Origin of the sequence: Nocardiopsis sp. ATB16-24, assembly GCF_030271535.1 — a bacterium.
Classification (GTDB): domain Bacteria; phylum Actinomycetota; class Actinomycetes; order Streptosporangiales; family Streptosporangiaceae; genus Nocardiopsis.
Map to the genome: position 1 here is coordinate 14,502 of NZ_JASCXJ010000015.1, position 24,906 is coordinate 39,407.

The window sequence follows — 24,906 nt, forward strand, 5'->3', positions numbered from 1 at the left end:
GGACGGTGGTTGGGGACGTTCCGTTTTCCGTGGCCGGATGGAGCACGGTCCCCCGCCCGGCCCACACGGGGTCGGGCACCTCCCCGCACACTCTCAGGAGACCTGATGTCGGGAACCGTCACCCCCTCCCCCGCTCACCGGCCCACCGCCTCCGCCGCATGCGCCACCCGGCGCCAGGTCCTGGTCGCGGGTGCGGCCACCCTGGGCGCCGTGACCCTTGGCGGGGTGTGGAGCCCCAGAGCCCACGCCGACACGACCGTCGTTCCCAGGCGCATCGTCGAACCCTTCACCCTGGGTGTGGCCTCCGGCGACCCCTTCCACGACAGCGTCGTGCTGTGGACCCGCCTGGCCCCCGACCCGCTGGCCGAGGACGGGCTCGGCGGTATGCCCGATCGGCGGGTGCGGGTGCAGTGGCAGGTGGCCGAGGACGAGGATTTCGGTCGTATCGTCACCTCCGGGGAGGTGGAGACCGGCCCTGAGGACGCCCACGCGGTGCACGTGGAGGCTCAGGGGCTGCGTCCGGGCTTTGAGTACTTCTACCGGTTCCGTGTGGGAACGCAGATCAGCCCGGTCGGTCGCACCAGGACCACCACTCCCCCGGGTATGCGTCTGGACAGGTTCGCGTTCGCCTTCGCCAGTTGCCAGAACTACACCCAGGGGCACTACACCGCCCAGGCCCACCTGGCCCGGGAGGACCTGGATCTGGTGGTGTTCCTGGGCGACTACATCTACGAGACCGCGGGTCAGGGCGCCATCGGGCGAGGACATCTGCCGCGGGTGGAGGTGCGCTCCCTGGCCGAGTACCGCATCCGACACGCCCAGTACAAGAGCGACACCGATCTTCAGGCCGCGCACGCCGCCTTCCCCTGGGCGGTGGTCTTCGACGACCACGAGGTGCAGAACAACTGGGCCGACGACCACTCCGACAGCGAGGACATTCCCGCCGAGGAGTTCCTACGCCGGCGCGCCCAGGCGTTCAAGGCCTACTACGAGCACATGCCGCTGCGCCCGGCCCAGCGTCCTCAGGGGCCTCACATGCGGCTTCACCGTAGGTTGTCCTTCGGTGACCTGGTGGACGTGCACCTGCTGGACACTCGCCAGTACCGTGACGAGCAGGCGCCCCAGGACCGGGAGAACCCTTCCCGTACCCTGCTGGGCACCGACCAGAAGCAGTGGTTGTTCGAGGGGTTGTCCTCCTCGCGGGCCCGGTGGAACGTGCTGGCCCAGCAGGTGTTCTTCTCCCAACGCGACTTCGTCGAGGGTGAGCAGACCGGCTTCAGTGACGACGCTTGGGACAACTACGTGGTGGAGCGCGACCGGGTGCGGGACGAGTTGGCGCGGGTGCGCAACGGTGTGGTGATCACCGGGGACGTGCACGCCAACTACGTGTGCGACGTCAAGGCCGACTTCGATGATCCGGCGTCGGCGACGGTGGCCACCGAACTGGTGGGCACCTCCTTCACCAGCGGCGGCGATGGGGCCGAGCAGGCCCCGGCAGACGCGGTGCAGCTCCAGGAGAACCCGCACATCAGGTTCGTCAACCGCAGGCGCGGCTATGTGCGCAACGTGGTCACTTCCACCGAGTGGAAGGCCGACTACCGGGTCGTGGACTATGTGAGCGAACCGGGGGCGCCCATCCGGGACCGGGCGCGGTTCGTGGTCCAGGACGGTGTGGCGGGGGTGCGTGAGCAGGCGTGAGGGGCAACGGGGCCGGGTCGGCGCTCGTGGTCGAAGGACAAGGAGGGTTCGGCCCGTGGTGTCGGTGAGGGGGTCGTGGTGGAAGGCATCGGCCGCGCCGAGGCCGGGTGGGGCCGGGGCCCTGTGGGCTCCTACCCGGCAAGGTCGGGGCTGACCCACAGGGCCTCGGCCGCCACCATTCCCAGTGAGCGGGCGCGTTCGGGGGCGTTGTCGTGGGTGCGCACGTTGATCTGCATCGATCCGGCGAAGGGCTGGTGTTCGACGACCTCCACGCGCATGCCGATGCCGATGCCGATCTCGTCCAGGTAGCGCAGAAGGTCGGGGTCGGTGTCGTTGACGCGGACGATCACTCCGCTGACGCCCTTGTCGGCCTCTGACAGCAGTACGCTCGGGTGTTGGACGATGTGTCCTTCTCGGGTGGGGATGGGGTCGCCGTGCGGGTCGACCACCGGGTCCCCCAGGTGGTGGGCTATGCGGTCGACGAACTTGTCCGAGACCACGTGTTCGAGGATCTCGGCCTCGTCGTGCACCTCGTCCCAGGAGTAGCCCAGTTCGGCGACCAGGTAGGTCTCCAGCAGACGGTGGCGGCGCAGTACCGCCAGGGCGGCCTTGGTGCCGGGTTCGGTGAGGCTGACGGTGCCATAGCGTCGGTGTTCCACCAACCCCAGTTCGCTGAGTTTGCGGAGCATGCCCGACACCGAGGAATTGGACACCGACAGGCGTTCGGCCATGCCGGAGATGGTCACCGGCCCGGTGCCGCGCTCCTGTAGGTCGTAGATGACCTTCACATAGTCCTCGACCGACGTGGACGGTCGTGTCGGTGCGTTGTCCATGCCCGTAACCGTACCGTGGACCGTTCACCTGTCACCATTTGTGCACTGTGTCTGTGGACAAGGCTCGCCGGTGGCGTCGTTCTCCAGGTCCGTGGTCGGGGTACGCCGGCCGGTCTTTGGGGGGTGTTGTGTCGGCCTTGGCGGTGTGGTCGCAGGAAGGTTCCGGTGTCTTCTTCGAACGCCATGGGCGAGGTCGTGTCGCCCCACCCCGCGGCCCGGGGCGGGTGTGTCTGGAGCCGATCGGCAGGGGTGTTTCTCGGCCCGCCCGTGCGGGGCGCACTCGCTGGGGTCCCGTCCGCTCGCCGACCTGAAGGTCGTGGGGTCACAGACCGCGGGCGGGAACGGCGGCTTTGAGCAGCATCTCCTGGTACTCCTGTTCGGGGTCGGAGTCCAGCACGATGGCGCCGCCCGCGCCGATGGTGATCTCGCCCTCGGCCAGTACCGCGGTGCGGATGACGATGCTCAGGTCGGTGGTGCCGGAGGAGGACACATATCCCAGCGCGCCGGAGTAGACGCCGCGTGCGCAGGTCTCCAACCGGTCCAGGATCTGCATGGTGCGTTTCTTGGGGGCGCCGGTCATCGATCCGCCGGGGAAGCAGGCGCGTATCGCCTGGGGGGCCGACACCTGGGGCAGGAGTGTGCCGCGCACGGTGGAGACCAGCTGGTGCACGGTGGCGTAGGACTCGGTGTACATGAACGCGGGGACCTGCACGCTGCCCACCTCGCACACCCGTCCCAGGTCGTTGCGCAGCAGGTCCACGATCATGAGGTTCTCGGCGCGTGTCTTGGGGTCGGTGCGTAGTTCCCGGGCGGCGCGGGCGTCGGCGGTCGGGTCGGGGTGGCGTGGTGCGGTGCCCTTGATGGGGCGGCTTTCGGCGGTGCGGTCGGCCTTCACCCGGAGGAAGCGTTCGGGTGAGGCGCTCAGGACGCTCATCGGTCCAAGACGTAGCAGGGCGGCGTAGGGGGCGGGGCGGGCGGTGCGCATGCGTCGGTAGATGTCCAGGTCCTGGCCGCCGTGGGGTAGGCGTAGGTGGTTGGTCAGGCAGATCTCGTAGCTTTCTCCGGCGGTGAGCTGGGCCAGGCATTCCTTGATGTCGTCGAGGTAGTCCTGGTGGGGGCGTTGGAGCAGGGGGGTCAGGTCGGTGGGGGGTGCGGGGGGTGGGGGCGGGTCCAGGGGGGTGAGGGTGGTGAGCGTGTTCAGGGTCTGTTCCAGCCAGGCCCGGCCGTCGGGTTCGTCGTCGGCGCACACCAGGTAGGTGCGGTCGTGGTGGTGGTCGATGGCCACGAAGCGGTCGCAGCGCAGCCACACGGCGTCGGGGTGGGGTGAGGTGTGGGTGTTGGTGGTGCCGCAGTCGGCTTTGAGTTCGTAGCCGAGGTAGCCGACGTAGCCTCCGGCGAAGTCGAAGGGCAAAGCGGTGGGTGAGGGGTGGGGGACGCGGCGGTGCAGTGCGTCGAAGATGCTGCCCGGTTCGGTGTGGGTGGTGCCGTCGGCGGCTTGCACGTGCACGGGGCCGCCGACGCGGTAGGTGAGTACCTCTCCGGTGCGGGCGCCGAGGAAGGAGAAGCGGGCGGGGCCGTGGAGGTGGGAGCTGTCCAGCCAGAACGCGTGGGTGGTGTCGCCGTACAGGCGGGCGAAGGCGGCTTCGGCGTCCACGGCCAGGGGGATCTGGCGGGTGAGGGGTGGTCGGGGGGTGTGGGCGGGGGGTCGTGGGGTCTGTGGGCGGGCCTTGGCCGGGGGTGTGGTGGCCCTTGGCAGGTCTGAGGTGGGGGGCGTGAGGGTGAGGGGGGCGGCGGTGTGGCGGTGTGCCAGGTCCAGGAAGTTGGCGATCAGTTCCGCGCCGTATCGGCCGGCCACGGATTCGGGGTGGAACTGCACACCCCAGCGGGGCAGGTCGCGGTGGTGCAGGGCCATGATCACGTCGTCCTCGGCCCATGCGGTGGCGGTCAGGGTGTCGGGCAGGGGCTCGTGGACGGCCAGGGAGTGGTAGCGCACGGCGGTGAAGTCCTGCGGTAGCGCCGTGAACAGGTCCGTGCCGGTGTGACGGATCCGGCTCAGGTGGCCGTGGAGGGGGCGGGGGGCCGACAGTACCTGGGCTCCGGCCAGGTGGGCGATGGCCTGGTGTCCCAGGCACACGCCCAGGACCGGCAGGTGGGTGTGGTCCAAAAGGCGGGGGATGTGACCCAGGTCGTGGGGGTGTTGGGGGCGGCCCGGCCCCGGGGACAGGACCACGGCGTCGGTGTCGGCCGGGTCGAAGGCGGCCCAGCGGGGGTCGTCGTTGGTGAACACCGTGGGGGTGCGGCCCAGGACCTGGGCCAGCAGGTGGAAGAGGTTGTAGGTGTAGGAGTCATGGTTGTCCACGAGGAGAACGCGCACGACAATCCCTTTCGTCCGGTGTGCAACACCTCAGATTACGGTGGTCTGGGCGGGGCCCGACCGTCCACAGGTACGAAAGCCCCCTTTCTGTGGGGCTGTGGGCGGGGTACATGACAAGGGACGGGGAGCTTTCGGCTGAGGAGGGTTGAGGAGATGGGTTACGTGCTGGCCGTGTTCATGGTGGTGTTCGCGATGGCGTTGTGCGCCTTGTGCGCCGTCACGGTCGCGTCCACGGTCCGTGGCGCCGGGATGGGGTCGCGTTCGGTGGGTGCGGTGCGGGGGGCGCGGGAGGTGGACGCGGCGGAGGAGGAGCTGCGGCTCAGATACGCCCGGGGGGAGATCGACCGCGAGGAGTTCCTGCAAAGGAAGATCGACCTGGAACGCTGAAGTGCGGGAGCGGCGCCCTGGACTCCGTCGAGGTGTTCCCCGCCTGTCCGAGGGCGGGCCGCCCCCGCGGTGTGGGGCGAGGGTCAGCCTCGCATCTCCTCCAGGGTCTTGCCTCGGGTCTCCTTGACGAACCTCCACACGAAGAAGAACGACACCAGCGCGAAGAAGGTGTACAGCAGGTAGGTGCCGCTCAGGTTCCAGTCGCTCAGGGTCGGGAAGCTGACGGTGATGAGCCAGTTGGTGAGCCACTGGGTCGCGGTGGCCACGGCCATCGCCGCGGCGCGGATGCGCAGCGGGAACATCTCTCCCAGCAGCACCCACACGACCACGCCCCAGGACAGGGCGAAGAAGAGCACGAAGAAGCTGGCCGCGGTCAGCGCCACCACGCCCCACGAGAACGGCAGCACCACTTCCTGGCCTTGGACCTGGGAGTGGCCGAAGGCGTAGGCGGCCAGGGCCAGCGACACGGTCATGCCGGCCGACCCCACCAGCAGGAGTGGTTTGCGGCCGATCCGGTCCACCAGCAGGATCGCCACGAACGTGCCCACGATGTTGACGATGGAGGTGAACAGGCTCAGCAGCAGGGAGTCGGACTCGGCCACGCCCACCGACTGCCACAGTGAGGAGGAGTAGTAGAAGATGACGTTGATGCCGACCAGTTGTTGGAAGGCGGAGATGGCCATACCGATCCACACGATGGGCAGCAGACCGTGGCGGCCGGTCAGGTCGCGCAGTCTGGGTCGTGTCTCTGAGCCCAGGGCCCTGCGGATCTCCTGGATGCGTCCGTCGACGTGTTCTCGACCGCCGCCCTCGACGTCGGCCAGGATGCGGCGGGCCCGGTCCGCCTGTCCCACACGCACCAGGTAGCGGGGCGACTCGGGGATGACCAGGGTCAGGCCCAGGTAGATCAGGGCGGGCAGGAGTTCGAAACCCAGCATCCACTGCCAGGCCTGGAGGGGTCCCAGGGTGTTGACGGCGCTGCCTCCGGCGGTCTGGGCGATACCGAAGTTGACCAGTTGGGAGGCGGCGATGCCCAGGACGATGGCCAGTTGCTGGAGTGAGGCCAGGCGGCCGCGGTAGGCGGCCGGGGAGACCTCGGCGATGTAGGTGGGGGCGATCACCGAGGCCAGACCGATGGCCGTACCGCCCAGGATCCGCCAGGCGGTCAGGTCCCACACCGTGAAGGGCAGGGCCGATCCGACGGCGCTGGCGGCGAACAGCACACCGGCGACCTGCATCGCGGATACGGCCGAAGCGGTCGGCCAGGGAGCCGGCGAACGCGGCGCCCACCACACATCCCAGCAGGGCGGAGGCCACGGTGAAACCGAGTACGGCCTCCCCCACCTGGAACCGCTCCTGGATGGCCGACACCGCTCCGTTGATGACGGCGCTGTCGTAGCCGAAGAGGAAGCCTCCCATGGCCGCGGCGGCGGCGATCATCGTCACGTGGACGATGTTGCTCTCGCCCTCGTTCGCAGAATGCACCCGACTGTTCACGAAAGCGGTATCTCCCCAGGTTCTAGGTCTACAAGGTGAACGTGGTCGGGTCGGTGCAGTCGCCTCAAGAGGCGGACCGGGCCTTGCCGGAGGCCGTTGCGGCAGGCGCTCCGCCCGCCGGTGCCTTTTTGGGGTGTCTTCCACCTTGGAGGTGGTCGGTGGGCTTCCCGATCCCGGTGAACGACGCCTTTCGCGGGTGTTTTGAGCGGGCACACCGCGCACGCCGAACGGCTCATGGCATGGGTGTGGGAGATCGTCCGCCGTGACGGACACGGGTGGGACTCGCTCGACATCGCCGCCCTCCTCACCGCCGTGGAACGACACATGTGCCCGGCCGACCTCGACCGACAACACCGCGCACTACCCCCGTTGGAGGTTCCTATGTCCGATGGTCGAGGTCGCGCCTTGGTCGTCTTCTGAGCCTGGGGAAAGGACGGGTCCGGGGTCTGTGTACTGGTGAGGCCGTGCACGCCGATCGTGCGGTCGGCGCTTTGGCTCTGCTCACGCGGGGCGGCGAGGAAGAGGGGGTTCATCGGGGCCTGCCCTTGGAGAAGAAGCGTCCCCGCAAGACGCGCGGCTGGGGTATCCCAGCCGCGCGTTTGCTTTTACTCGTGTAGTTCAGTCGGTGTTGCGGCCACCCCTGGAATCCGCCGCGGGCTGCGGGGCGTCATCGTGTGCGCCCTACTCCTGGATCTGGATCGCGGCGATCCGGCCGGTGTCACTCCACGTTCCCGACAGCAGGGCCGTGTCGACCACCGTGCCCTGCCGCATCTGGAACGGGATGCGCAGCTCGGTGGTGCCGCCCGGGTTGACGTCGGTGTACAGCGCGTCGTCCTCGTCCAGGGCGAGCGAGGCGTCGGAGTGGTATCCGTACCGGTTGCCGTCCTCGTCCACCACTTCGGAGGTGTCGATCTCGGGCATCTGCGGAGAGTCGGAGGCGTTCGTCATCTCCACGTCCAGGATGAAGAATTCCTGACCGTCGCCGGCGACCGCGGTGGAGTAGGAGCCCGACACCTGGGTGGCGCGTTCCACCTTGGTGATCTTGATGTCCCAGACGCCGTCGGAAGCGGACTCCGACATGGGCACCGCTTCGGGGGTCTGCTCCACGGGGTCCTCCTCCTGCTCCTCCATCACGTCCATGTCCTCGTCCATGGTGGAGTCGTCGAACTCGGCCTCCATGTCCTCCCATGCCGATTCGAAGGACGCGCGGATATAGGCCTGGTTGCCGAACCACCCGGCGCCGAACCCCACCAGCAAGGCGAGCAGGGCGCTCACGCCGGTCACGATCCAACCGGTTTTGTTCACAGGGGAATCTCCTCACACAAGGAGGCCGGGCAAGGAGCGGGACAGGCGACCGGCAAGGGATGAAGAAACGAGGTCGCCGCACTTTATCCGAGGAGCGGGGCGCAGGAAGGGGTTTTCACAGATCAGCCGTACTTTCCGTTGAGGAACGGTCATGGTCGGGTCCTGCTGTTGTCTCGGGGCTGGGCGGGTGAGAACCTTCAGCACGTCCTGGACACGGCCATGCGCCGCCACGGAGCCGACCTTCTTCTCCACGTGTTCGCCCGTGGTTCGCTCCTGGTCGAAGATGGGTACCTCGACGCGACGAACCGTCCCGCGCGGCCACCGGGGTGCGCACGTTCGACGTATATCGACCACTGATCCTGGAGACCGGCCTGGCCTTCCTCCAGGCCCGACGATGAGGGACCACATGCAGATTCGACCGGCCCAGGCGGATGATCACGACGGCGTCGCGGCCATGGTGGCCAAGCGTGTGGAGTGGATGGTCGCCCGGGGGCTGCGTGCTCACCCTGAGGTCGCTGCGGCGATGGCCGAGCAGACCGCGGAAGACGACACACCGATGTGGGTGCTGCTCGAAGACGGTCAGGTGGTGGGGTGCACGAGCGCGTACACCGAGTCGCCCGAGTGGGGGTTCACCGAGCGGGAGCGGGCGGTCCCGGCTCTGTTCCTGGCCTCGACATGGACGTGGCCGGCCGGTCGGCGGCTGGGGTGGGTGTTGGCGCGGTGGGCGTTGGATCACGCCGCACGTACCGGCCGACAGGTCGTGCGCCGGGGCACGTTCGCGCCGGGGTTGGTTCGTTATTACACCAAGGTGCAGGGGTGGACTGTCATGCGTCAGGTGGAGCGCCGGCCGGGGAAGGTGTGCACGTTCCTGTCCCGATCGGCAGAGCATCGGCCTGATCTGGTCCTGGACACCCCGGCGCCCTCTCAGAAGGGATGGCCCCGGAGGGCGGGGTGACCATCGACCGGTCCTCGGGCGAGGAGCGGCCCGGTTCCCTGTCCTGGGTGCCGGTCCCCTCGGTGCTCAGAACTTTCCGGAGTTCGCTGTCCTTTGCGGTTCCAGTGTGGTCTGGGACCTGAACCCGGTGTCGAAGGTGACGATGCTCTGGGGCGGTATCGACCGGATGGGCGGCCAGATCCTGTCCACGGTCTCGGCCTGCTGGTCCGTGTCTGCGCTGTGTCGCCCGCGCGGTGACCTTTGCCTACGCCCCGTCGACCTGTATCTCTCCAGGGGGTGCTGCACCGGTAGCGCCGAGCCTCACCTGGAGGCCCACGTGGGTGGTGTTGGCGTCGAGCGCGGGGTATATCGCGCATGTGACGGGTTTCTTCAGGGTGCACGCGGACTATGTCGGGCGTGTGGGTGTCGAGGTAGGGGTCTTCGTCGCGGTCGATCACCTCAGGCGTGCGGGTATGTTGTCCGACTCTGAGGAGGAGCTCTACTTCGACGTCGATGACTGGTTCCGGAGTGCTTTGCCCGTTCCGCCCTTGTACGGGGACGGCAACACTTTGGGGGCGGTGACATGGTTTCGGGATCGCGTGCGCGCCCGGACCGATTTCGTCGAACGCCTCGACGCTCTGCGGGGGTTGTTGTTCGCTCACGGTGTGGCCCATCGGGAGAGTGTTTCCGATGACCCGGGCCGGATCGTTTACGAGGACGACTACCAGGTCGGTGTCGTCCCCCGTGTTCGAAGGCCGGTGGACCCCCTTCCCTTTCCTCCGGGGACCGTGCTGGGGCCGACGACGGCGGGTTCCAAACGGCATCTGGCCCGCAGGTCGGCGCGGTCGTAGGGTCCCTGTGGGAGGGGTGGCGGGGTGGGCCGGTCCCGTGGGTGAACCACGCCGAAGAACGCCCCTGTGGGTTCTTTGCCGGCACCGGGTGGGGGTCGGTGCGCGGGGGCCGTTGTCGTGGGCACGGGGTTTCGCTCACGCGCCTCTCCTTGCCTTCTCCTTCTGTCGTGGTGTGCTCGTTTCGCAAAAGAGGAGCACGTCAAAGGTGAGGGGCATGGTTGGAACGCCCGCGGATCACCGCAGGTCTTCGTGTTCGTCGCCGTAGGCGGGAGTGTGTCCTCCTCCTGGGGTGGGCAGGGAGGGGTCTCTTTCCTGGCGGGGTGGGCGCGTACGATCTGCACGAGCCGCTCGCCGATCCGCGATGGAAGGTGTGACCCGTTGACCGTGCTTTTCGACATGTTCGGTGTCCTTGCCCGTCATCAGTCCGTGGAGGGGAAGGATCGCCTGGTCCGGGTCGCGGGTGCGCCCGTCACGGCCTTTTGGGATGCCTACTGGGCGCGGCGTCACCCCTATGACCGTGGGGACGTGACCGCTGAGGAGTACTGGAACGAGGTGGCTCAGGACCTGGGTGTGCGCTTTGACCGGGAGCGTGTCAACGCCCTGGTGGAGGCCGACGTCGCCAGTTGGCGCGAGATCGACCCCACCATGGTCGCCTTGGTGGAGGAACTGGTGGGTGCGGGGCGGCGTGTGGGGTTGTTGTCCAACATTCCCGAGGAGTTGGCCGTGCACTACGAGGCGCACCACCCTTGGTTGGCCCACTTCCACGTCAGGGCGTTCTCCTGCCGGATCCGCAGGGCCAAGCCCGAGGCCGAGGCCTACTTGTGGTGTCGGGACGCCCTGGGGGTGGAGGCGGATCGCATCCTTTTCGTGGACGATCGCCTGGAGAACGTGCGGGCCGCTCGGGAGGTGGGCATGCACGGGCATGTGTTCACCGACGCCGAGTTGTTCGTGCAGGAGCTCGCCCGTTGGGACGGGCGGGGGTGAGGGCGTGGGCGGTTGCGTCTTGGGGGTCGCCCGTGGTGGTCGTCCCTTCTTGGGGTGGTGGTCCGTGTCGGTTCAGGGGTGGGCGGCGGGTTGTTCGGTGCCGTTCCACAGTGGCATCTGCTGGTAGTGGTGTGCCGTTTCGCTCTCCAGTACGTCCTCTTGTCGGTCGCGTACGCACTTGGCCAGGGTGAAGGTGGCGGTGATGGTGTAGAGCAGGCCCATGCCGAGGAAGGCGCGGATCCACAGGTCCACGGGTAGGAAGAGGACGCCCGCGCCCATGCCGGCCGCCGCCGCGCCGAAGGACAGGGCGGACTGGAGGTAGAACTGCGGGGTGGAACGGGGTCGGGGGGTGTGGATGTGCATGGTCTCATGCTGGTGTGTTCTTCGTCGGGATGCCTGAGTAGGGCTACTCAGGGCCCGTGGTGTGTTCGGGAGTGATGTGGTCGGGGGCCGGGGGGCGGTCGGGGCGGAAGGGTGTCAGGTCCACCTGGGGGTCCTGACCCATCGCCAGGCGGGCCGCGACCAGGCCTTGGAAGGGGCCGAAGGTGAGCCCTTGACTTCCCAGGCCGGTGGCCACCACCACTCCGGGTAGCCGCTCCAGGGTTCCCAGCAGTTGTCGTCCGTCGTGGGTGCCCGGACGAAAGCCCACTCGTGTCTCCACCACGGTGGCCTGCGCAAGGTCGGGTAGCGCCTGGAGTGCGGTGGAGAGGTTGTGCAGCATGCCCGAGGCCGTCACCCGTCGATCGAACCCGGCCTGTGGTTCCTGTGTGCCGCCGGTGACCACCCGGTCGGGGCCGAAGGCCGCCACGAAGTAGTCGCGTTCTGCGAAGCGCACCACCGGCCAGGTCCGGGTGTCGTGTCCGGGTAGTGCGAAGTGCGTCATCTGTCCGCGTACGGGGTGTACGGGCAGGTGCACTCCGGTCGTCGCCAACAGGGAGGCCGACCACGCGCCCGCCGCCACGATGACCGTGGGCGCCTCCAGGTCCTCCGAACCCACCCTTACCCCCGTCACCCGGTGGCCGTTCCACAGTAGGTGCGCTTGGCCTTTGAAGTAGCGCAGCCCTCGTTCCTCGGCGGCGTTGAACAGCGCGGTCCGTGCCAGCGTGCCGTTGATGCGGGCCATACCCGGCACCAACACCCCACCGTAGGGTCGGGGTAGCAGGGGGAAGTGTTCGTGTGGTTCGCCCGGTGCCAGGCGCCGTACCCGGCCCATGGTGGTGAACTCCGGGCGTTGGGACAGGGTGTGCAGCAGTTCGAATCCGGCGTCCCGCCCTTCCCGTTCCACGGACATGCCCCCGACCACCTCATAGCCGGTGACCTGGCCGTCCTCGGCCAGGTCCGCCATCAGTCGCGGGTAGTGCCGGGCCGCTTGGGCCTTGAAGTCCCACACCGGTGCGGGATCCCACGGCAGCGGCCAGGGGAAGACCACGCCCAGCCCGGCGGCCGTGGCCTGCCCTGTGTGCGCGGCGTCCACCAGCGCGGTGGACACACCCTTTCTGGTCAGGTGGAAGGCGGCGCTCATCCCCACGATGCCGCCACCGACAACGATCACGTCCATGTGCTCACCCTGCCCGTGCGGTCCTTGCCGGACAAGCCGGACGGCCCGCGTGCCGCCGCGTGGGGCGGGTGCGGGCGCGCGGTAGGTTGTGCCCCTGCGGGGCTGGTGGACGATGATTCCCGGGGAGGGCGTGGACGTGGCCGGATACACCTACCAGGGGGTCGCTTTGATGCGTCGGCCCGGGCCCGACCTGGATCGGGGCGTGGTCACTCACATCCCTCGTTCCAGGGTGGACACCGTTTTGGCCGCGCGCCAGTACACGATCTACCAGGAGGCCGTCGCCTCGGCCGGGTGGCGGGTGCACGAGGTGGAGGCGGCTCCTGGGCACCCTGACTCGGTGTTCGTGGAGGACACGGTGGTGGTGTGCGAGGACCTGGCGGTGTTGACCCGCCCTGGTGTGAGGGTCCGCCGTGGTGAGGTGGAGGGGGTCGAGCCGGTGGTGCGTTCCTTGGGTCTGAGGGTGGCGCGCATCGAGGAGCCCGGGACGTTGGAGGGCGGCGACGTGCTTCAGGTGGGCTCCACCGTTTATGTGGGGGTGGGCGGGCGCACCAACGCCGAGGGCGCGGCTCAGCTCGAAGGGTTGCTCGAACCGTTGGGCAGGCGGGTACGGCGGGTGCGGGTGGGCGCGGCGTTGCACTTGAAGTCGGCGGTGACCGCGTTGCCGGACGGGTCGTTGGTGGGTCTGCCCGAGTTGGTGGAGGCCCAGGCGCTGCCGAAGGTGCGTCGACCGGGTGAGGAGTCGGGTGCGCGGGTGCTGCCGTTGGGCGGTGGTGAGGTTCTGGTCAGTGCTTCGGCGAGCCGGAGCATCCGTCGGTTGGCCGCCGAGGGGTGGCGGGTGTTGCCGGTGGACATCTCCGAGTTCGAGAAGATGCAGGCGTGTGTGAGTTGTCTGAGCGTGCTGGTGCCCGATCAAAGGCCTGGGGGTTGAGAAAGGGGTGGTGGGGTGGTGCTCTTGGCCGTTGGGTGGTGGTCGGCTCCGGCGAAGCGGCGAAGGGCCAGGAACAGGCACAGAGCGCCGCAGCACATCAGGACCGTGAGTTCTTCTGCGCAGGAGGGTCCCGCCCCGGTGGTGCGTACGGTCGCGGTCAGGGAGTCGGGGGTGGAGGGCAGGTGTGCGGTGATGGTCGCGCGTGCGGCGTCCACCGTGTGGGTCAGGGGGTTGAGCGCGCTGAGCGAGGCCAGCCAGGAGGGCAGCTCCCCCGAGGGTGAGAAGGCGCCCGAGAGCGCCACCATGGGCCCTGCCAGGAGGGCTGTTGTGGTGTGGAAGGCGCGGGGGTGGGGCAGGCACACCGCCAGCAGGACGGCCAGGGACGTCATGGCGAAGGAGGACAGCGCCAGGACCACCATGAGCCGGGCCAGCAGCATCGGTTCGTAGGGCAGGCCGGCGGTTGTGGTCAGGAGCAGCAGGAGGGCGCTGTGGCAGGTGGCGATGGTGGTGCCCGCCAAGGTCTTGCCCAGCAGCAGGCATGCGCGGGGCACGGGCGCCAGGAGCATCTGCTGGAGGAGGCCGAAGGTGTGGTCGCGCAGGTAGGAGGTGCCGGCTGTGAAGGCGGGGGCCAGGACCGCCACCGCCAGGGCACCGGAGAAGAGGAAGACGGCGGAGTCGGTGGCCGGGGCGTACCGGGACGTGTTCGTGTTCAGGGCGAGAAGGACCAGCAGGGGTTGTGCCAGGCCAAGGAGCAGGCATGTGCGTGTGCGCAGGAAGACGGTGACCTCGCGCCGCCACACCATGACCACCGCTCGCACCTGGGCTGTGGGGCGGGTCGGGGTGGTGTTCACGTGTGGGCCTTCGGGGTCGGCTCGCCTCCCGTGCGGTGTCGGAGCACGGAGGCGGGACATGGTCGAGGGGGCGACAGGAGGGGACTGCCGAGGGGGATGGCGCGAGCCGGTGCGGGAGAGTGGTCCTGGCCGGGACGGGTGGGCGGTGGGGACGGGTCCTGGACGGCCACCGTGCGTCCGTCCTGGAGTAGGGCCAGCCGGTCGCAGTGGTGGGCTTCGTCGGCCCTGCGGATGGTCGACAGCACCGTGACCCCGGTCGTGCGGTGCATACGGTGCACGTGTTGCCACACCTGTTCGTGATCGTGGGCGTCCAGGCCGTGGGTGGGCTCGTCCAGGAGCAGGACCTGGGGGCGGTGCAGCAGTGCGCGGGTGATCTCCAGCTTTCGCCGTGTTCCCTGGGCGAGTACGCGCACGGGGCAGTGTCGACGGCGGAGCAGCCCGGTCAGGGTCAGCATCGCGGTGATGCGTCGGTGCGCCCGGCGGCGCGTCATGCCGTGCAGGGCCGCGTGGAGGCGCAGGTTCTCCTGCACGGTGAGTCCCAGGTCCAGGGTGGGGTGTTGCAGGACCACGCCGACCGAGCCGCGCACGGCGGTGGGGGCGGTGTGCACGTCGTGTCCGGCCACCCACAGGCTGCCCGTGGTGGGGCGGATCAGTGTGCACAGCAGGGCGATGGCGGTGGATTTGCCCGTTCCCGGGGCGCCCAGGAGGCCGAAGATCTCTCCGGGGCGTATCAGCAGGTCGAGGCCGCGGATCACTTGCACGCCGTCGTGGGATCCGCTCAGGTCCTGGGCCCGGATCGCCGGGGGCGAAGGGAGAGGGGGGACGGTGTCGTGGGGAGGCGGGGGTGGTGTTCCGGTCGTGTTCCCCCTACCGGTTCCTGGTTCCAATGCGCTCCTTGGTGAGGGCAGAACACCCGAATATCTGGTGACCAGGTCGCTTCGTGCGTCGACGAAGCCGCGTTCTGTGCGGACCCGGGGGTCAAGCCCACAACAAAACTACCGCACGTGACGTGCCGATGACAAATAGTTGTCAAGGGGTCGGAGGTCCGGTTCTGGGGGTCGTTCGTTCGGCGCTCGGACCAGGACGGTGGGCGGGAGGCGCTCCCGCTTCCGTGGAGGCGACTTCGTCTCACGCCGGCAGGCGTTCTCCCATCGAAGACCCGCAGGGGAACCGGTGCGTCGGCGCGCACGTTGGGTCAGGTGTCACAGCAGACCTTTCCCCAGGGGGCACGTTGGAAGCGATCACACTGGTGCGCAGCCGGACCCTGACCCAGGACGTGGACTATGCCTACGCCGCCACCGCCCCGAGCGGGGCCAGGACGGTGTGGACCGCGGGGGCCTGCCCGCTCGACGAGAGTGGCGCCACCGTCGCCGTGGGCGACTACGCGGGCCAGGCCGAACAGGTCATGCGCAACCTGCGCACCGCGCTGAACGAGGCGGGGGCCGATCTGGGCGATGTCGTCAAGACCACCGTCTACGTCGCCTCCGCCCGACAGCAGGACCTGGTGGCGGCCTGGAACGTGGTGCGCGCCCACATGGGCGGGCACGATGCCCCCAGCACCCTGCTGGGTGTGGCGGCGCTGGGCTATGACGACCAGTTGGTGGAGGTGGAGGCGGTCGCCGTCATCTGCTGACCCGACCCTCCTTGAAGGTGGCCGCCCTGCGGTGGGCGGCCACCCGAGCGCGCGTGGAGCAGTACCGGCGTGCGCTGCCGCGGTCCACGAACACCCGCTCGCGTCCGTGCGCCGCGCACACCCCGCCCGGCGGGCGTTGACGGTCGGTGAGCAACAGCGCGAGCGTCAGAGCCGAGGAGGTCTCGAAGCACTCGGTCCAGGGTGCGTCGTCATCGGTGTCCACATGGACGTGCCGGTGGGTGGTGAAGGTCCTGCCCATCTGAAAGGTCGCGGTCATGAGGGCGGTACCACGCTGTGGAAGCCCGGTCGGGGACTCACGAGAACAAGGCTTCCGTCGATCAGTTCCGTGTGCGGGGGCAGGTCGGGCAGGGTGTCCAGGTCCTCGGTTCTGAAGCCTCTGCTCGGAGGAATGAGCCAGTCCGGAACTGATGAGGCGCACATACCTGCCTGCCGATCGTGGAAGTTCCTGGAGGGCCATCGCAACCTTTCCCTTCGCCGATCGGGCGGAGTTCGTTCCCGCGCACGCCTCATGGGTCGGGTTCGGCGAAGGATGGTGCCTCCGAGGGTGGCGGGCCGGTGCCGGCGCATCAGGCGCGGGCGCCGGCCCGCCGGTCGTGCCCTGCTCAGGTCAGGGGGAGCGCTTTGACGGTGGGCGGGCTGTAGGACAATCCGCCCACGTCGCGGATCCGGTCGGTGATGCGGGCCAGGCGCAGACTCTCGTCCCAGGTCATGTCGGGGCTTTGGCGTTGGCCCGCGGCCACACGGTGGGCGACCTCCTCGGCCTCGTACTCGTAGCCGTTGGCGCGGAAGGGGCGATGGAAATGTTCGGGTTCGCTTCCGTCACGGTGCAGCACCACGTCGGTGGCCGCCCAAAAACGTGGGATCTCCAGCCATCCCTTGGAGCCGGCCAGTACCGCGCGGTTGGGAAGTGTGGTGCGTGAGGAGCACGCCAGCGAGGCGGTGCCTCCGTTCTCGCCCCGCACGAGCACGGTGGTGTGGGTGTCCACCATCCGGTCGGGTGACAGTTGTCGGGTGGCCCCCACCACGGTCAACTCCCCCAGGTACTGGGAGGCCAGCGCCAGCGGGTACACGCCCAGGTCCAGCAGGGCGCCTCCGCCCAGTTCGGCGTTGAACAGTCGGTGGTCGGGGTCGTAGGGGGCGTTGACTCCGAACTCCGCGGAGATCCAGTGCACCTGGCCGATCGCCCCGTCCTGGACCAGGTCGCGTACCAGTCGGGAGGCGGGCAGGTAGCGCGTCCACATCGCCTCCATCAGGAAGCGGTCGTTGTCGCGGGCCGCCTCGATCATTTGTGACACCTGTAGGGCGTTCATCGCCATGGGTTTTTCGACCAGCACGTGCTTGCCCGCGTTCAGGCAGGTCAGGGTGTTGGAGTGGTGCCAGGGGTGGGGGGTGGCCACGTACACCGCGTCCACGTGGGGGCTGGCCGCCAGGTCGGCGTAGGCGCCGTGGCGTTCGGGGATGTTCCAGGCGTCGGCGAACTCCTCGGCTCGTTCCAGGGTGCGTGAGCCGACCGCGGTGACCTTGGCCGTGGGGGTGGACCTGAGAGCTTCGACGAAGGAGTGCGCGATACCGCCGGTACCGATCACACCCCAGCGGAGACCGCCGTTGTCATCTGTCATGGACGCATCCTAAAAAGACGGTCATGTCGGGGTCGAGGCGGGGAAGGTGTTCGGATTCGCCGCTCGGGGCCCGTACGGTGTCGGAGGAGACGGGCGAGGCCGCCCCCCTGAGGCCGTGAAACGGAGGAGGACATGTCCCAGACTCTCGCTCAAAGGCTCCAGGTCCGTTCCGGTGACCGGCTGCTCATCCTCAACGCTCCCGAGCGTTATCTGCGGCTGTTGGAACCACCCCCCGAGGTGCACATCGATCTGGGACCCATCGAGGGTGCGCGCTACGACGGTGTCCACCTGTTCACCCTGGACCGGGGGACCGTGGGGCGGGAGGTTCCCCGCGTGTTGGACCTGGTGGGCGAGCACACCCGTCTGTGGGTGTGTTATCCCCAGCGGGGCGGCACCATCATCACCGACCTGGCCGCGGACAAGGGGTGGGACGTGTTGGTGGACGCCGGTTGGCGCAGCACCGCCCAGGTGCCGATCGACTCGGACTGGGCGGCGCTGCGATTCGAACGCGGCTGAGGGGCGGTCCCGTCAGTGGTAGGTGACGGTGAGGGAGCCGCTGACGGTGTCGGCGTCGATGCGTGAGTCGGCCTTGGCGGAGGTGTCCACCCTCAGGTCGCGTTCGCCGGAGGTGGACTCACCGGTGATGTGGTAGTCGCCCTGGGGCACCCGGGCCGTGATGTCGCCGCTGGTGGACTCCACGCTCAGCAGTGTGAAGGGCTCTTGTGCGCTGACCTGGATATCCCCCGAGACGGTGGAGATCTGGGCGTTGGTGAAGCCGCCGCCGACCTGTACGTCGCCGCTGACGGACTCGGCCACGACGGTGCGCGCGTCGAACCCGGACACGTCCACCTTCCCCGAGGTGCCGGCGACCTCGATGCCCTGGCCTTCGCCCTCGGCGGTGATGTCGCCGCTGGTGCTCTCCAGGTCCGCGGTACCGCGGACCTGCTCCAGGGTGATCTGCCCGCTGACGGTCTCCACGGTGGTGTCGCCGTCGTTGCCCGCCACCAGTACCCGGCCGCTGGTGCTGGACAGGTCGAGTTCGCCGTCGACGTTCTCCACGCTGATCTGTCCGCTGATGGTCTCCACGGTCACCGCGGTGCCTTCGGGGACGGAGATGTCGTAGTCGATCGTGCAGCCGCCGAAGAGGGAGAGCAGCAGTACGTTGGCGCAGGAGGCCTCCAGGTGCAGGTCCTGTCCGCGCTGATGCGCTTCCTCGGTGGGTTCGCTCAAGGGGCTGGCGCGCAGGGCGCGCTCCACCTGGACCTGGTCCTGCCCGGTGCCGGTGAGCGTGACGTCGCCGCCTGTGCGGTTGTCGATCCGCACGGTCTGGGGGGCGTCGAAGGAGTCGCTGCTGGTGCCGCGGTCCACGTCCATGTTGCCCAGGACCGCCGCCACGGTGGTCACCACCAGTGCCAGCACCAGGACCGCGCCCAGGATCAGCCAGGGTCCCAGGCGGAACCCGCGCGGTTCCTTGCTCGACGAGGCGTACAGGCCCCGTGCCTTGAATGTCACGGTCTTCCCTCCCGGCGGGCTCGCGCCCCCTTGGTGTGGGTCGTCAGTTCTGTTCCGTGCCGCGTAGGTAGCGCAGCACGGCCTGGACCCTGCGGTGGTCGTGGTCGTCCTGGCCCAGGTCGAGTTTGGTGAAGATCGAGCGGATGTGTTTTTCCACGGCGCGTTCGGTGACGGTCAGTCGTGCCGCGATGCCCGCGTTGTTCAGCCCCTGCGCCATCACCTGTAGTACCTCGCCTTCGCGTGGGGTGAGGCGTTCCAGGGCGCTGTCCCTGTGTCGGCTCAGGAGTTGGGAGACCACCTCGGGGTCGATGGCGGCGCCTCCGGCGGCCACCCGGTGCAGGACCGACACGAAGTCGTCGATGTCGGCGACCCGGTCCTTGAGCAGGTAGCCGACCTTGCTGGAGCCGCCGCCCAAAAGGTCGGCGGCGTAGCGGCTGACCACGTGCTGGGACAGCAGTAGCACCGCCACGTCGGGGTGTTGTCGGCGGATGGTCACGCCCGCCTGGATGCCCTCCTCGGAGTAGGTGGGCGGCATGCGGATGTCGACCAGGCACAGGTCCACCCCGGGGTGTTGTTCCACTGCTTGTAGCAGCGCGTCGGCGTCGCCCACTTGGGCGAGGATGTGCACACCGGCGTCCTGTAGCAGGCTGGCCATGCCGCTGCGCAGCAGGACCGAGTCTTCTGCGATGATCACCCGCAGCGCCCGGGGTCGAGGGGTGGTGGGGTCGGTGTGCACGGTCATGCCTTCCAGGGGATGTCGGCGGTCAGGACGGTGCCCTGTCCGGTCGGGCTGTGGACGGTCAGGGTTCCGTCGACGGCGTCCACGCGGTCCCACAGGCCGTACAGGCCCGTGCCGGTTTCGGGGTCGGCTCCCCCGACGCCGTCGTCGGTGACGGTCAGTCTGAGCAGGTCGCCGCCCTGGCGGGGTGGGCGCCTCACTCGGTGGGCGCCGACCGTGACCTGCCGGGCCGCGGCGTGTTTGGCGATGTTGGTCAACGCCTCGCACGCCACGTAGTAGGCGATGGCCTCCGCGCGTGGGGTGGGCCGTTCGGGTAGGTCGACGTCCACCCGTACCGGGACGGGGGCGCGCCCGGCGGCCACGGGCAGGGCCGCGCTCAGGCCGTGGTCGGTCAGGACGCGGGGATGGAGTCCGCGTGCGACCTGACGCAGGTCCTCCATGACCTCTTTGGAGTCGCGTTGGGCTTCGCCGATCAGGTCCAGGGCGGCCTGGGGGTCGGTGGTCACACGTGAGCGGGCCCGGGTCAGGGTCATGGACAGGGCCAACAGCCGTTGTTGGGCGCCGTCGTGCAGGTCGCGTTCGATGCGGCGGCGTTCGGCCTCGGCGGCGTCGACCATGCGCAGGCGGCTGTCCTGGACGTGGAGCAGGCGGCGGCGGATGCGCACCTCGGGCGCCTCGAACAGCAGCACGCGGTGCAGCAGGACCTCGGTGGTGATCATGTGGGGGGCCAGGCGCAGTCCCACCAGGACGCACAGGGGGCCGACCGCCACCAGGGTCAGTGGTCCGACCAGGTCGTCGGGGGAGCCTTGGACGAGGACGAACACGATGCCGAGCAGCGCGGCGAGGGTCGTGGCGCCTCCGCACACCACCAGCAGCACCACCACTCCCCCGGCCAGGAGGCCGTGCAGGGCGGTGGCGGTGCTGTAGACCACCGCCGACCAGGCGTCACGGCCGAAGACGAACCGCCAGGCGCGCAGGAGCGGGGTGTCGTCGGTCAGGGGGTCGGGCGGGCTGGTCTCCACGATCCCGAACACGTCGTCCAGCCGGTTGCGTTGGACCTGGCAGGACAGACGGGCCAGCAGGGTCGCGGCGGCCGGCAGGAGCAGAAGGAACAGCAGGGCGTCCACGGCCAGGGGGGCGGGTCCGGGTCGGGGGAGGTCGGGCAGCCAGGGCGCGGTGGCCGTGAAGCCGATCCAGGTGGCCGAGACGATGAGCAGGCAGGCGGGGAGCAGGTAGAACAGGGCCAGTGTCAGGGAGGTCATCAGGTGCAGGACCTCGACCAGGCGCACACGCCAGGCGGGGCCGTAGGTCTGGGCGGCGCGGGACGGCCCCTGGGGGGCGGGTGGCCTCCTGCCGCCCCGGGCTTGGTGGTGTGCGTTTCGACCCGTCACGGGACCAATCTAGGTTCGACGCCCCTGGCGGGACGAGACCGTCAGCACGTGGAGTAGGAGTGGTGCTGGCACCACCGGTGCCGTCCAAGGAGGAAGGGGTTTGGGGATGGGTGAGGGGCGGGTGGCGGTGCGGCCGGTGTTGGCCGACGTCGGTCGGATCAACATGTTGTTCGCGGTGCGGACGTCACCGCCCGGGGACGGTTGGCTTTGCCTGGGCGCGCCGTGGACGTGGGCGGGGGTGTTCGCCGGGGAGGTGGCGCGGGTGCGCGAGCACCTGACGCGACTGTCGGGTGTGGCCGAGGAACAGGTGGAGCCGCGTGTGGCGGCCTCGGTGTTCTACCAGGGGTTGGCCACACGGGTGCTGTCCCCGGTGCTGGCGGCCGGGGTGTGCCATGGGGTGTTGGTGGAGGCGGCGCGTTTGTGGTGGGACCCGCATCGTGAGGGCTCGGTGGTGCTCGGCACCTGCCAGGAGGAGGCCGTGCCCGTGGTCGGTGGCATGGCGGGGGTGGCCGACTGGATCGAGCGGACGGTGCTTTTGGGGGTGTTGGAACAGGTCGCGCGGGAGGTGCGGGAGGTGGTGAAGGTCGCCCCCGGGCTGTTGCGGGGCAACATCGCCGCTTCGCTGGCGGGGGCCGCAGGTGCTCTGGGCCGGGACCGTCCCGAGTACGGGGCAGCGGCGGAGGAGGTGACGCGGGACCTGTTGCGGCGCCCCTGTCTTGAGGGAAGCGGGGGTTACACGGACACCGACCAGGTCGGGGCGGCGGTGTTCCGGCGCACCACGTGCTGCCTGTACTACCGGGTTCGGGGTGGCGGCTACTGCGGTGACTGTGCTCTGGAGCCCTGAAGCCACATCCGTGGGCCGAAGACCGGTGGACGTGGCCGGGTGTGTCCGCGCTCCTGGGCCGATGGTCACTTCCTCGGTCGCGTCCCTGTACCACGACGCCGACTTCGACAGCCCACGCGGCCCGGCTGGGCCGAGCTGGTGCTGGGCGTCCTGCGCGGCGAACCGGCCGCCACCGGCCGGGGGACGACCTCAGTGAGCAGGCGAGCGGGCCCGGGCGCGCCGAGATCCGCGCCCGGGCTGGTCCGCCTCTCCCCCTCCGGATCTGAGCGGCGTGACCCGTGCGGGGGCCGGGGCGCCACGCCACCGGTTCGGGTGTCCTGGGGTTGAGTCTTCAGCCCTGGTCCGCGGCCCTGCGGATCTCCTCCAGGTCGATCCTTCTCATCTTCAGCATCGCCTGCATGGCGCGCCCGGCCCTGGCGGGGTCGGGGTCGTCCAGCAGATCGTCGAGTTCGGCGGGGAAGACCTGCCAGGAAAGACCGAAGCGGTCCTTGAGCCAGCCGCACTCGCCCTCCTGGCCGCCTTCGGTGAGTTTGTCCCAGTAGTGGTCGGACTCCTGCTGGTCGTCGCAGATGACCTGGAGTGAGCACGCCTCGGTGAAGGGGAATCCGGGGCCGCCGTTGAGGGCGGTGATCTGCTGTCCGTTGATCTCGAAGTCCACGGTGAGCACCATGCCGGCGGGGCGGGGTCCTTCGGGTCCGTAGTGGCGCACGCGCAGGAGGCGCGAGTCGTCGAACAGGTCGACGTAGAAGTCGGCCGCTTCCTTGGCCTGGGTGTCGAACCACAGGCACGGGGTGATCTTGCCGAGTCTGGTCATGGTCTGTTTCCTTCCTGTACGGGCGCGGGCTCACCGCGCGGGCCGTCACAGGGAAGGACATCCGTTGTGCGTGCAACTCATCGGGTCCGCCGGATTCTTTTTCGGGTTGTGAGGCGGGGTTTCGACGTGGACGCGGGGGCGTCTCATGCTCGCCCCCACCATGATCGTCTCATTTCCTGAGACGTGCGTATCGCCATGGGAGACGTCGGGTGTAGGGTCCGCGGTGTCGGCACTGCTTGGCGTACTGCGAGAGGTCGGTTCCATGACGCGTTACACCCACGGACAGCACCCCACCGTCACCGATTCCTATCGTTGGCGCGACGCGGAGAACTCCGTGGCCTACGCGCTCGATGAGATGGTGCCGGGGCGTTCACTGCTGGATGTGGGGTGCGGTCCGGGCAGCGTCACCGTGGACCTGGCCCGGCGGGTGGCCCCCGGGCGGGTCACCGCGGTGGACGTCTCGGCCGAGGCGGTGGAGCTGGCCCGCGCCACCGCGCGCGAGGCCGGGGTGGAGGGCATCGAGTTCCTGGTGGCCGACGTTCACGACCTTGCCCTTCCCGAGGGCTCCTTCGATGTCGTCCACGCCCACCAGGTCCTCCAGCACGTGGCCGACCCGGTCCGGGCCCTGTCCCGGATGAGACGGTTGGCCGCCCCGGGCGGTGTGGTGGCCGTGTGCGACAGCGACTACTCCGGGATGTACTGGTATCCGCGTCTGCCCGAGCTGGAGGAGTGGATGCGGCTCTATCAGCGCGTCGCCCGCCGCAACGGCGGCGAACCCGACGCGGGGAGGCACATGCTCGCCTGGGCGCGACGGGCCGGGTTGGAGGACGTCACCTACGTGGCCGAGGTCTGGAACCACTCCGCCCCGCAGGACCGTGCCTGGTGGGGCGGGATGTGGGCCAGGCGCATCCTGGAGTCGGACATGGGCCGGCAGGCGTTGGAGGAGGGCGAGGCCACCCGGGAGGACCTGGAGCGCATCTCGGCGGGTTGGAAGGCCTGGAGCGAGGAGCCGGACGGGGTGTTCGTGGTGCCCCGCGGTGCGATCCTGTGCCGGGTCTGACCCGCCCGGGCCCGTGCGGAGGCCTGCGAAGCGGGCGTCGGCACGTGAGGGGCGGGCTCGGGCCCTTTGCCGTCGAGGTCGACGAAGGCCCTTGTTCGCTAGGGAGTGTTTTTTAGAAGGCTTTCGGGTCAGCGAGCGGCCGTCCAGGCAATCTCTCGCAAGACGATGTGCGAAGTTCAGCCTGGTCGTGCTTCACGAGCGCAGAGGCGTAGCGAGAGGCGGCCTGGTGGACGCGAGCCCGAAATGATGCAAAAAACACGACCTAGTTAATGTACTCGGCGCGGACCGCGTAGATGGCGGCCTCGGTGCGCGAGTGCACCTGGAGTTTCTCCAGGATCTTGCGCACGTGGTTCTTCACCGTGTTCTCGGTGATGAACAGCCGCTCGCCGATCTCCCGGTTGTTCAGTGAGTGCGCCAGCAGCCGCAGGACCTCGGTCTCGCGTCGGGTCAGGTCCGGAATGGTCGGTCGGCTGGGCGGTCCGCTCTCCTGTTTGGCCAACTCGGCGAACTCGGCGATGAGCTTGGTGGCCATCGCGGGGTTGATCAGGGACTGACCGTCGGCGATGGAACGCACCACCCGGGCGATGTCGGTGACGCCGATGGCCTTGAGCAGGTATCCGGCCGCTCCGGCTTTGAGGGCGTCGAACAGGTCGGCTTCCTCGTCGCTCATGGTGAGCATGACGAAACGGGTGCCCGGCACCGCCTCGCGGATGCGCGAGCAGGCGTCGATACCGCTGGTGTGCGGCATCATCACGTCCATGAGGACCACGTCGGGACGTAGTTCGGTGGCCAGCCCGACGGCCTCCTCGCCGTCGCCGGCCTCTCCCACCACGTCGATGTCCTCCTCGTCCCCCAGAACGGAGACCAGACCGCGGCGGAACAGCGCGTGGTCGTCCACGACCAGGACACGGATCGGCGCGGCGGGGGCGGGTTCTGTGCCGGGATGGGGTATCTGTGCGGAGAGAGGGGGGTGGGGACTCACGGGATCGGACCGTTCCTTCCCTTGCAGTAGAACGGGCTTTCGCACGCTGGGGCCTGGAGGCCGCGGAGGTGCTCGCGCGCCCCGCGGATCC

General features: G+C 69.1%; 25 protein-coding genes and 2 pseudogenes. 11 read left to right on the forward strand and 16 right to left on the reverse strand.

The window, feature by feature from the left end:
* Nucleotides 1-105: 105 nt before the first annotated feature.
* The gene (locus tag PFX91_RS16380) at nt 106-1,698 is read left to right on the forward strand and encodes an alkaline phosphatase D family protein (RefSeq protein WP_285732822.1); all 1,593 of its coding nucleotides are present in this window, start codon (nt 106-108) and stop codon (nt 1,696-1,698) included.
* Nucleotides 1,699-1,829: 131 nt separating this feature from the next.
* Here the strand turns inward: PFX91_RS16380 and PFX91_RS16385 are convergent, their stop codons facing one another.
* Nucleotides 1,830-2,531, reverse strand: coding sequence for a metal-dependent transcriptional regulator (locus PFX91_RS16385; RefSeq protein WP_285732824.1), 702 nt, complete (start codon nt 2,529-2,531; stop codon nt 1,830-1,832).
* 322 nt (nt 2,532-2,853) lie between these two features.
* Nucleotides 2,854-4,905 (reverse strand): aminodeoxychorismate synthase component I, encoded by a 2,052-nt coding sequence (gene pabB / locus PFX91_RS16390; RefSeq protein WP_285732825.1) that lies wholly within the window; start codon nt 4,903-4,905, stop codon nt 2,854-2,856.
* Between the two features lie 153 nt (nt 4,906-5,058).
* Between pabB and PFX91_RS16395 the strand changes: the two genes are divergently transcribed.
* Nucleotides 5,059-5,292, forward strand: a complete 234-nt coding sequence (locus PFX91_RS16395; RefSeq protein ID WP_285732827.1) for an SHOCT domain-containing protein — start codon at nt 5,059-5,061, stop codon at nt 5,290-5,292.
* Between the two features lie 83 nt (nt 5,293-5,375).
* On the opposite strand, the pseudogene PFX91_RS16400 reads toward PFX91_RS16395, so the two are convergent.
* A pseudogene (locus PFX91_RS16400) lies at nt 5,376-6,732 on the reverse strand (sugar porter family MFS transporter).
* A gap of 258 nt (nt 6,733-6,990) precedes the next feature.
* Between PFX91_RS16400 and PFX91_RS16405 the strand changes: the two are divergent.
* Entirely contained in the window at nt 6,991-7,209 is a 219-nt protein-coding gene (locus PFX91_RS16405) for a hypothetical protein (protein ID WP_285732829.1), read from the forward strand.
* Nucleotides 7,210-7,470: 261 nt separating this feature from the next.
* On the opposite strand, the gene PFX91_RS16410 is transcribed toward PFX91_RS16405, so the two are convergent.
* Complete coding sequence (locus PFX91_RS16410; protein ID WP_285732831.1) at nt 7,471-8,094, reverse strand: DUF4352 domain-containing protein; 624 nt, start codon at nt 8,092-8,094, stop codon at nt 7,471-7,473.
* 406 nt (nt 8,095-8,500) lie between these two features.
* Here PFX91_RS16410 and PFX91_RS16415 point away from each other — a divergent pair, with 406 nt between their 5' ends.
* The 3 genes from PFX91_RS16415 to PFX91_RS16425 all read left to right on the forward strand — a co-directional run bounded on the left by PFX91_RS16415 (nt 8,501) and on the right by PFX91_RS16425 (nt 10,863).
* Entirely contained in the window at nt 8,501-9,049 is a 549-nt protein-coding gene (locus PFX91_RS16415; RefSeq protein ID WP_285732833.1) for a GNAT family N-acetyltransferase, read from the forward strand.
* A 452-nt stretch (nt 9,050-9,501) separates the two neighbouring features.
* The gene (locus PFX91_RS16420; protein WP_285732835.1) at nt 9,502-9,879 is read left to right on the forward strand and encodes a hypothetical protein; all 378 of its coding nucleotides are present in this window, start codon (nt 9,502-9,504) and stop codon (nt 9,877-9,879) included.
* Between the two features lie 378 nt (nt 9,880-10,257).
* On the forward strand, nt 10,258-10,863 hold the full coding sequence (locus PFX91_RS16425; protein WP_285732836.1) for an HAD family hydrolase: 606 nt from the start codon (nt 10,258-10,260) through the stop codon (nt 10,861-10,863).
* Nucleotides 10,864-10,935: 72 nt separating this feature from the next.
* Here PFX91_RS16425 and PFX91_RS16430 read toward each other — a convergent pair whose 3' ends face one another.
* Both PFX91_RS16430 and PFX91_RS16435 read right to left on the reverse strand, forming a co-directional pair.
* A complete protein-coding gene (locus PFX91_RS16430) occupies nt 10,936-11,226 on the reverse strand; it encodes a YiaA/YiaB family inner membrane protein (protein ID WP_285732838.1) in 291 nt (96 codons plus the stop codon).
* Nucleotides 11,227-11,269: 43 nt separating this feature from the next.
* Nucleotides 11,270-12,421 (reverse strand): NAD(P)/FAD-dependent oxidoreductase, encoded by a 1,152-nt coding sequence (locus tag PFX91_RS16435; protein ID WP_285732839.1) that lies wholly within the window; start codon nt 12,419-12,421, stop codon nt 11,270-11,272.
* A 136-nt stretch (nt 12,422-12,557) separates the two neighbouring features.
* On the opposite strand from PFX91_RS16435, the gene ddaH reads away from it, so the two are divergent.
* The gene (ddaH, locus tag PFX91_RS16440; protein WP_285732841.1) at nt 12,558-13,349 is read left to right on the forward strand and encodes a dimethylargininase; all 792 of its coding nucleotides are present in this window, start codon (nt 12,558-12,560) and stop codon (nt 13,347-13,349) included.
* Here the strand turns inward: ddaH and PFX91_RS16445 are convergent.
* Both PFX91_RS16445 and PFX91_RS16450 read right to left on the reverse strand, forming a co-directional pair.
* Nucleotides 13,331-14,200: an ABC transporter permease gene (locus tag PFX91_RS16445; RefSeq protein WP_285732843.1), complete on the reverse strand. Its 870-nt coding sequence runs from the start codon at nt 14,198-14,200 to the stop codon at nt 13,331-13,333. The genes ddaH and PFX91_RS16445 overlap by 19 nt on opposite strands.
* Nucleotides 14,197-14,961 carry an ATP-binding cassette domain-containing protein gene (locus PFX91_RS16450; protein ID WP_285732845.1) on the reverse strand — a complete coding sequence of 255 codons (765 nt, stop codon included), beginning with the start codon at nt 14,959-14,961 and terminating at the stop codon, nt 14,197-14,199. The genes PFX91_RS16445 and PFX91_RS16450 overlap by 4 nt, the downstream gene beginning before the upstream one ends.
* A 470-nt stretch (nt 14,962-15,431) precedes the next feature.
* Between PFX91_RS16450 and PFX91_RS16455 the strand changes: the two genes are divergently transcribed.
* Nucleotides 15,432-15,833, forward strand: a complete 402-nt coding sequence (locus PFX91_RS16455) for a RidA family protein (protein ID WP_285732846.1) — start codon at nt 15,432-15,434, stop codon at nt 15,831-15,833.
* Here PFX91_RS16455 and PFX91_RS16460 read toward each other — a convergent pair.
* From PFX91_RS16460 to PFX91_RS16470, 3 genes and pseudogenes are all read right to left on the reverse strand, one after another.
* Nucleotides 15,823-16,110 (reverse strand): CGNR zinc finger domain-containing protein, encoded by a 288-nt coding sequence (locus PFX91_RS16460; RefSeq protein WP_285732848.1) that lies wholly within the window; start codon nt 16,108-16,110, stop codon nt 15,823-15,825. The two genes, PFX91_RS16455 and PFX91_RS16460, sit on opposite strands and share 11 nt — an antisense overlap.
* Before the next feature lie 8 nt (nt 16,111-16,118).
* A pseudogene (locus PFX91_RS16465) lies at nt 16,119-16,274 on the reverse strand (Uma2 family endonuclease); the annotation flags it as partial.
* 182 nt (nt 16,275-16,456) lie between these two features.
* Nucleotides 16,457-17,473: a Gfo/Idh/MocA family protein gene (locus PFX91_RS16470; protein WP_285732849.1), complete on the reverse strand. Its 1,017-nt coding sequence runs from the start codon at nt 17,471-17,473 to the stop codon at nt 16,457-16,459.
* 132 nt (nt 17,474-17,605) lie between these two features.
* On the opposite strand from PFX91_RS16470, the gene PFX91_RS16475 reads away from it, so the two are divergent.
* Nucleotides 17,606-17,989, forward strand: coding sequence for a hypothetical protein (locus PFX91_RS16475; RefSeq protein WP_285732851.1), 384 nt, complete (start codon nt 17,606-17,608; stop codon nt 17,987-17,989).
* Nucleotides 17,990-18,001: 12 nt separating this feature from the next.
* Here the strand turns inward: PFX91_RS16475 and PFX91_RS16480 are convergent, their stop codons facing one another.
* From PFX91_RS16480 to PFX91_RS16490, 3 genes are read right to left on the reverse strand one after another with little or no spacing between them, the layout of a single operon-like run.
* Nucleotides 18,002-18,985, reverse strand: a complete 984-nt coding sequence (locus PFX91_RS16480; RefSeq protein ID WP_285732853.1) for a DUF4097 family beta strand repeat-containing protein — start codon at nt 18,983-18,985, stop codon at nt 18,002-18,004.
* Nucleotides 18,986-19,028: 43 nt separating this feature from the next.
* Nucleotides 19,029-19,727: a response regulator transcription factor gene (locus PFX91_RS16485; protein WP_285732855.1), complete on the reverse strand. Its 699-nt coding sequence runs from the start codon at nt 19,725-19,727 to the stop codon at nt 19,029-19,031.
* Nucleotides 19,724-20,986, reverse strand: a complete 1,263-nt coding sequence (locus PFX91_RS16490; RefSeq protein WP_285733011.1) for a sensor histidine kinase — start codon at nt 20,984-20,986, stop codon at nt 19,724-19,726. The genes PFX91_RS16485 and PFX91_RS16490 overlap by 4 nt, the downstream gene beginning before the upstream one ends.
* Before the next feature lie 235 nt (nt 20,987-21,221).
* On the opposite strand from PFX91_RS16490, the gene PFX91_RS16495 reads away from it, so the two are divergent.
* A complete protein-coding gene (locus tag PFX91_RS16495) occupies nt 21,222-21,959 on the forward strand; it encodes a (2Fe-2S)-binding protein (protein WP_285733013.1) in 738 nt (245 codons plus the stop codon).
* Nucleotides 21,960-22,290: 331 nt separating this feature from the next.
* On the opposite strand, the gene PFX91_RS16500 is transcribed toward PFX91_RS16495, so the two are convergent.
* Complete coding sequence (locus tag PFX91_RS16500; RefSeq protein WP_285732857.1) at nt 22,291-22,773, reverse strand: VOC family protein; 483 nt, start codon at nt 22,771-22,773, stop codon at nt 22,291-22,293.
* A 262-nt stretch (nt 22,774-23,035) separates the two neighbouring features.
* Here PFX91_RS16500 and PFX91_RS16505 point away from each other — a divergent pair, with 262 nt between their 5' ends.
* Nucleotides 23,036-23,833: a class I SAM-dependent methyltransferase gene (locus tag PFX91_RS16505; protein WP_285732859.1), complete on the forward strand. Its 798-nt coding sequence runs from the start codon at nt 23,036-23,038 to the stop codon at nt 23,831-23,833.
* Between the two features lie 262 nt (nt 23,834-24,095).
* Here PFX91_RS16505 and PFX91_RS16510 read toward each other — a convergent pair whose 3' ends face one another.
* The gene (locus PFX91_RS16510; protein ID WP_285732861.1) at nt 24,096-24,815 is read right to left on the reverse strand and encodes a response regulator; all 720 of its coding nucleotides are present in this window, start codon (nt 24,813-24,815) and stop codon (nt 24,096-24,098) included.
* Nucleotides 24,816-24,906 lie beyond the last annotated feature (91 nt).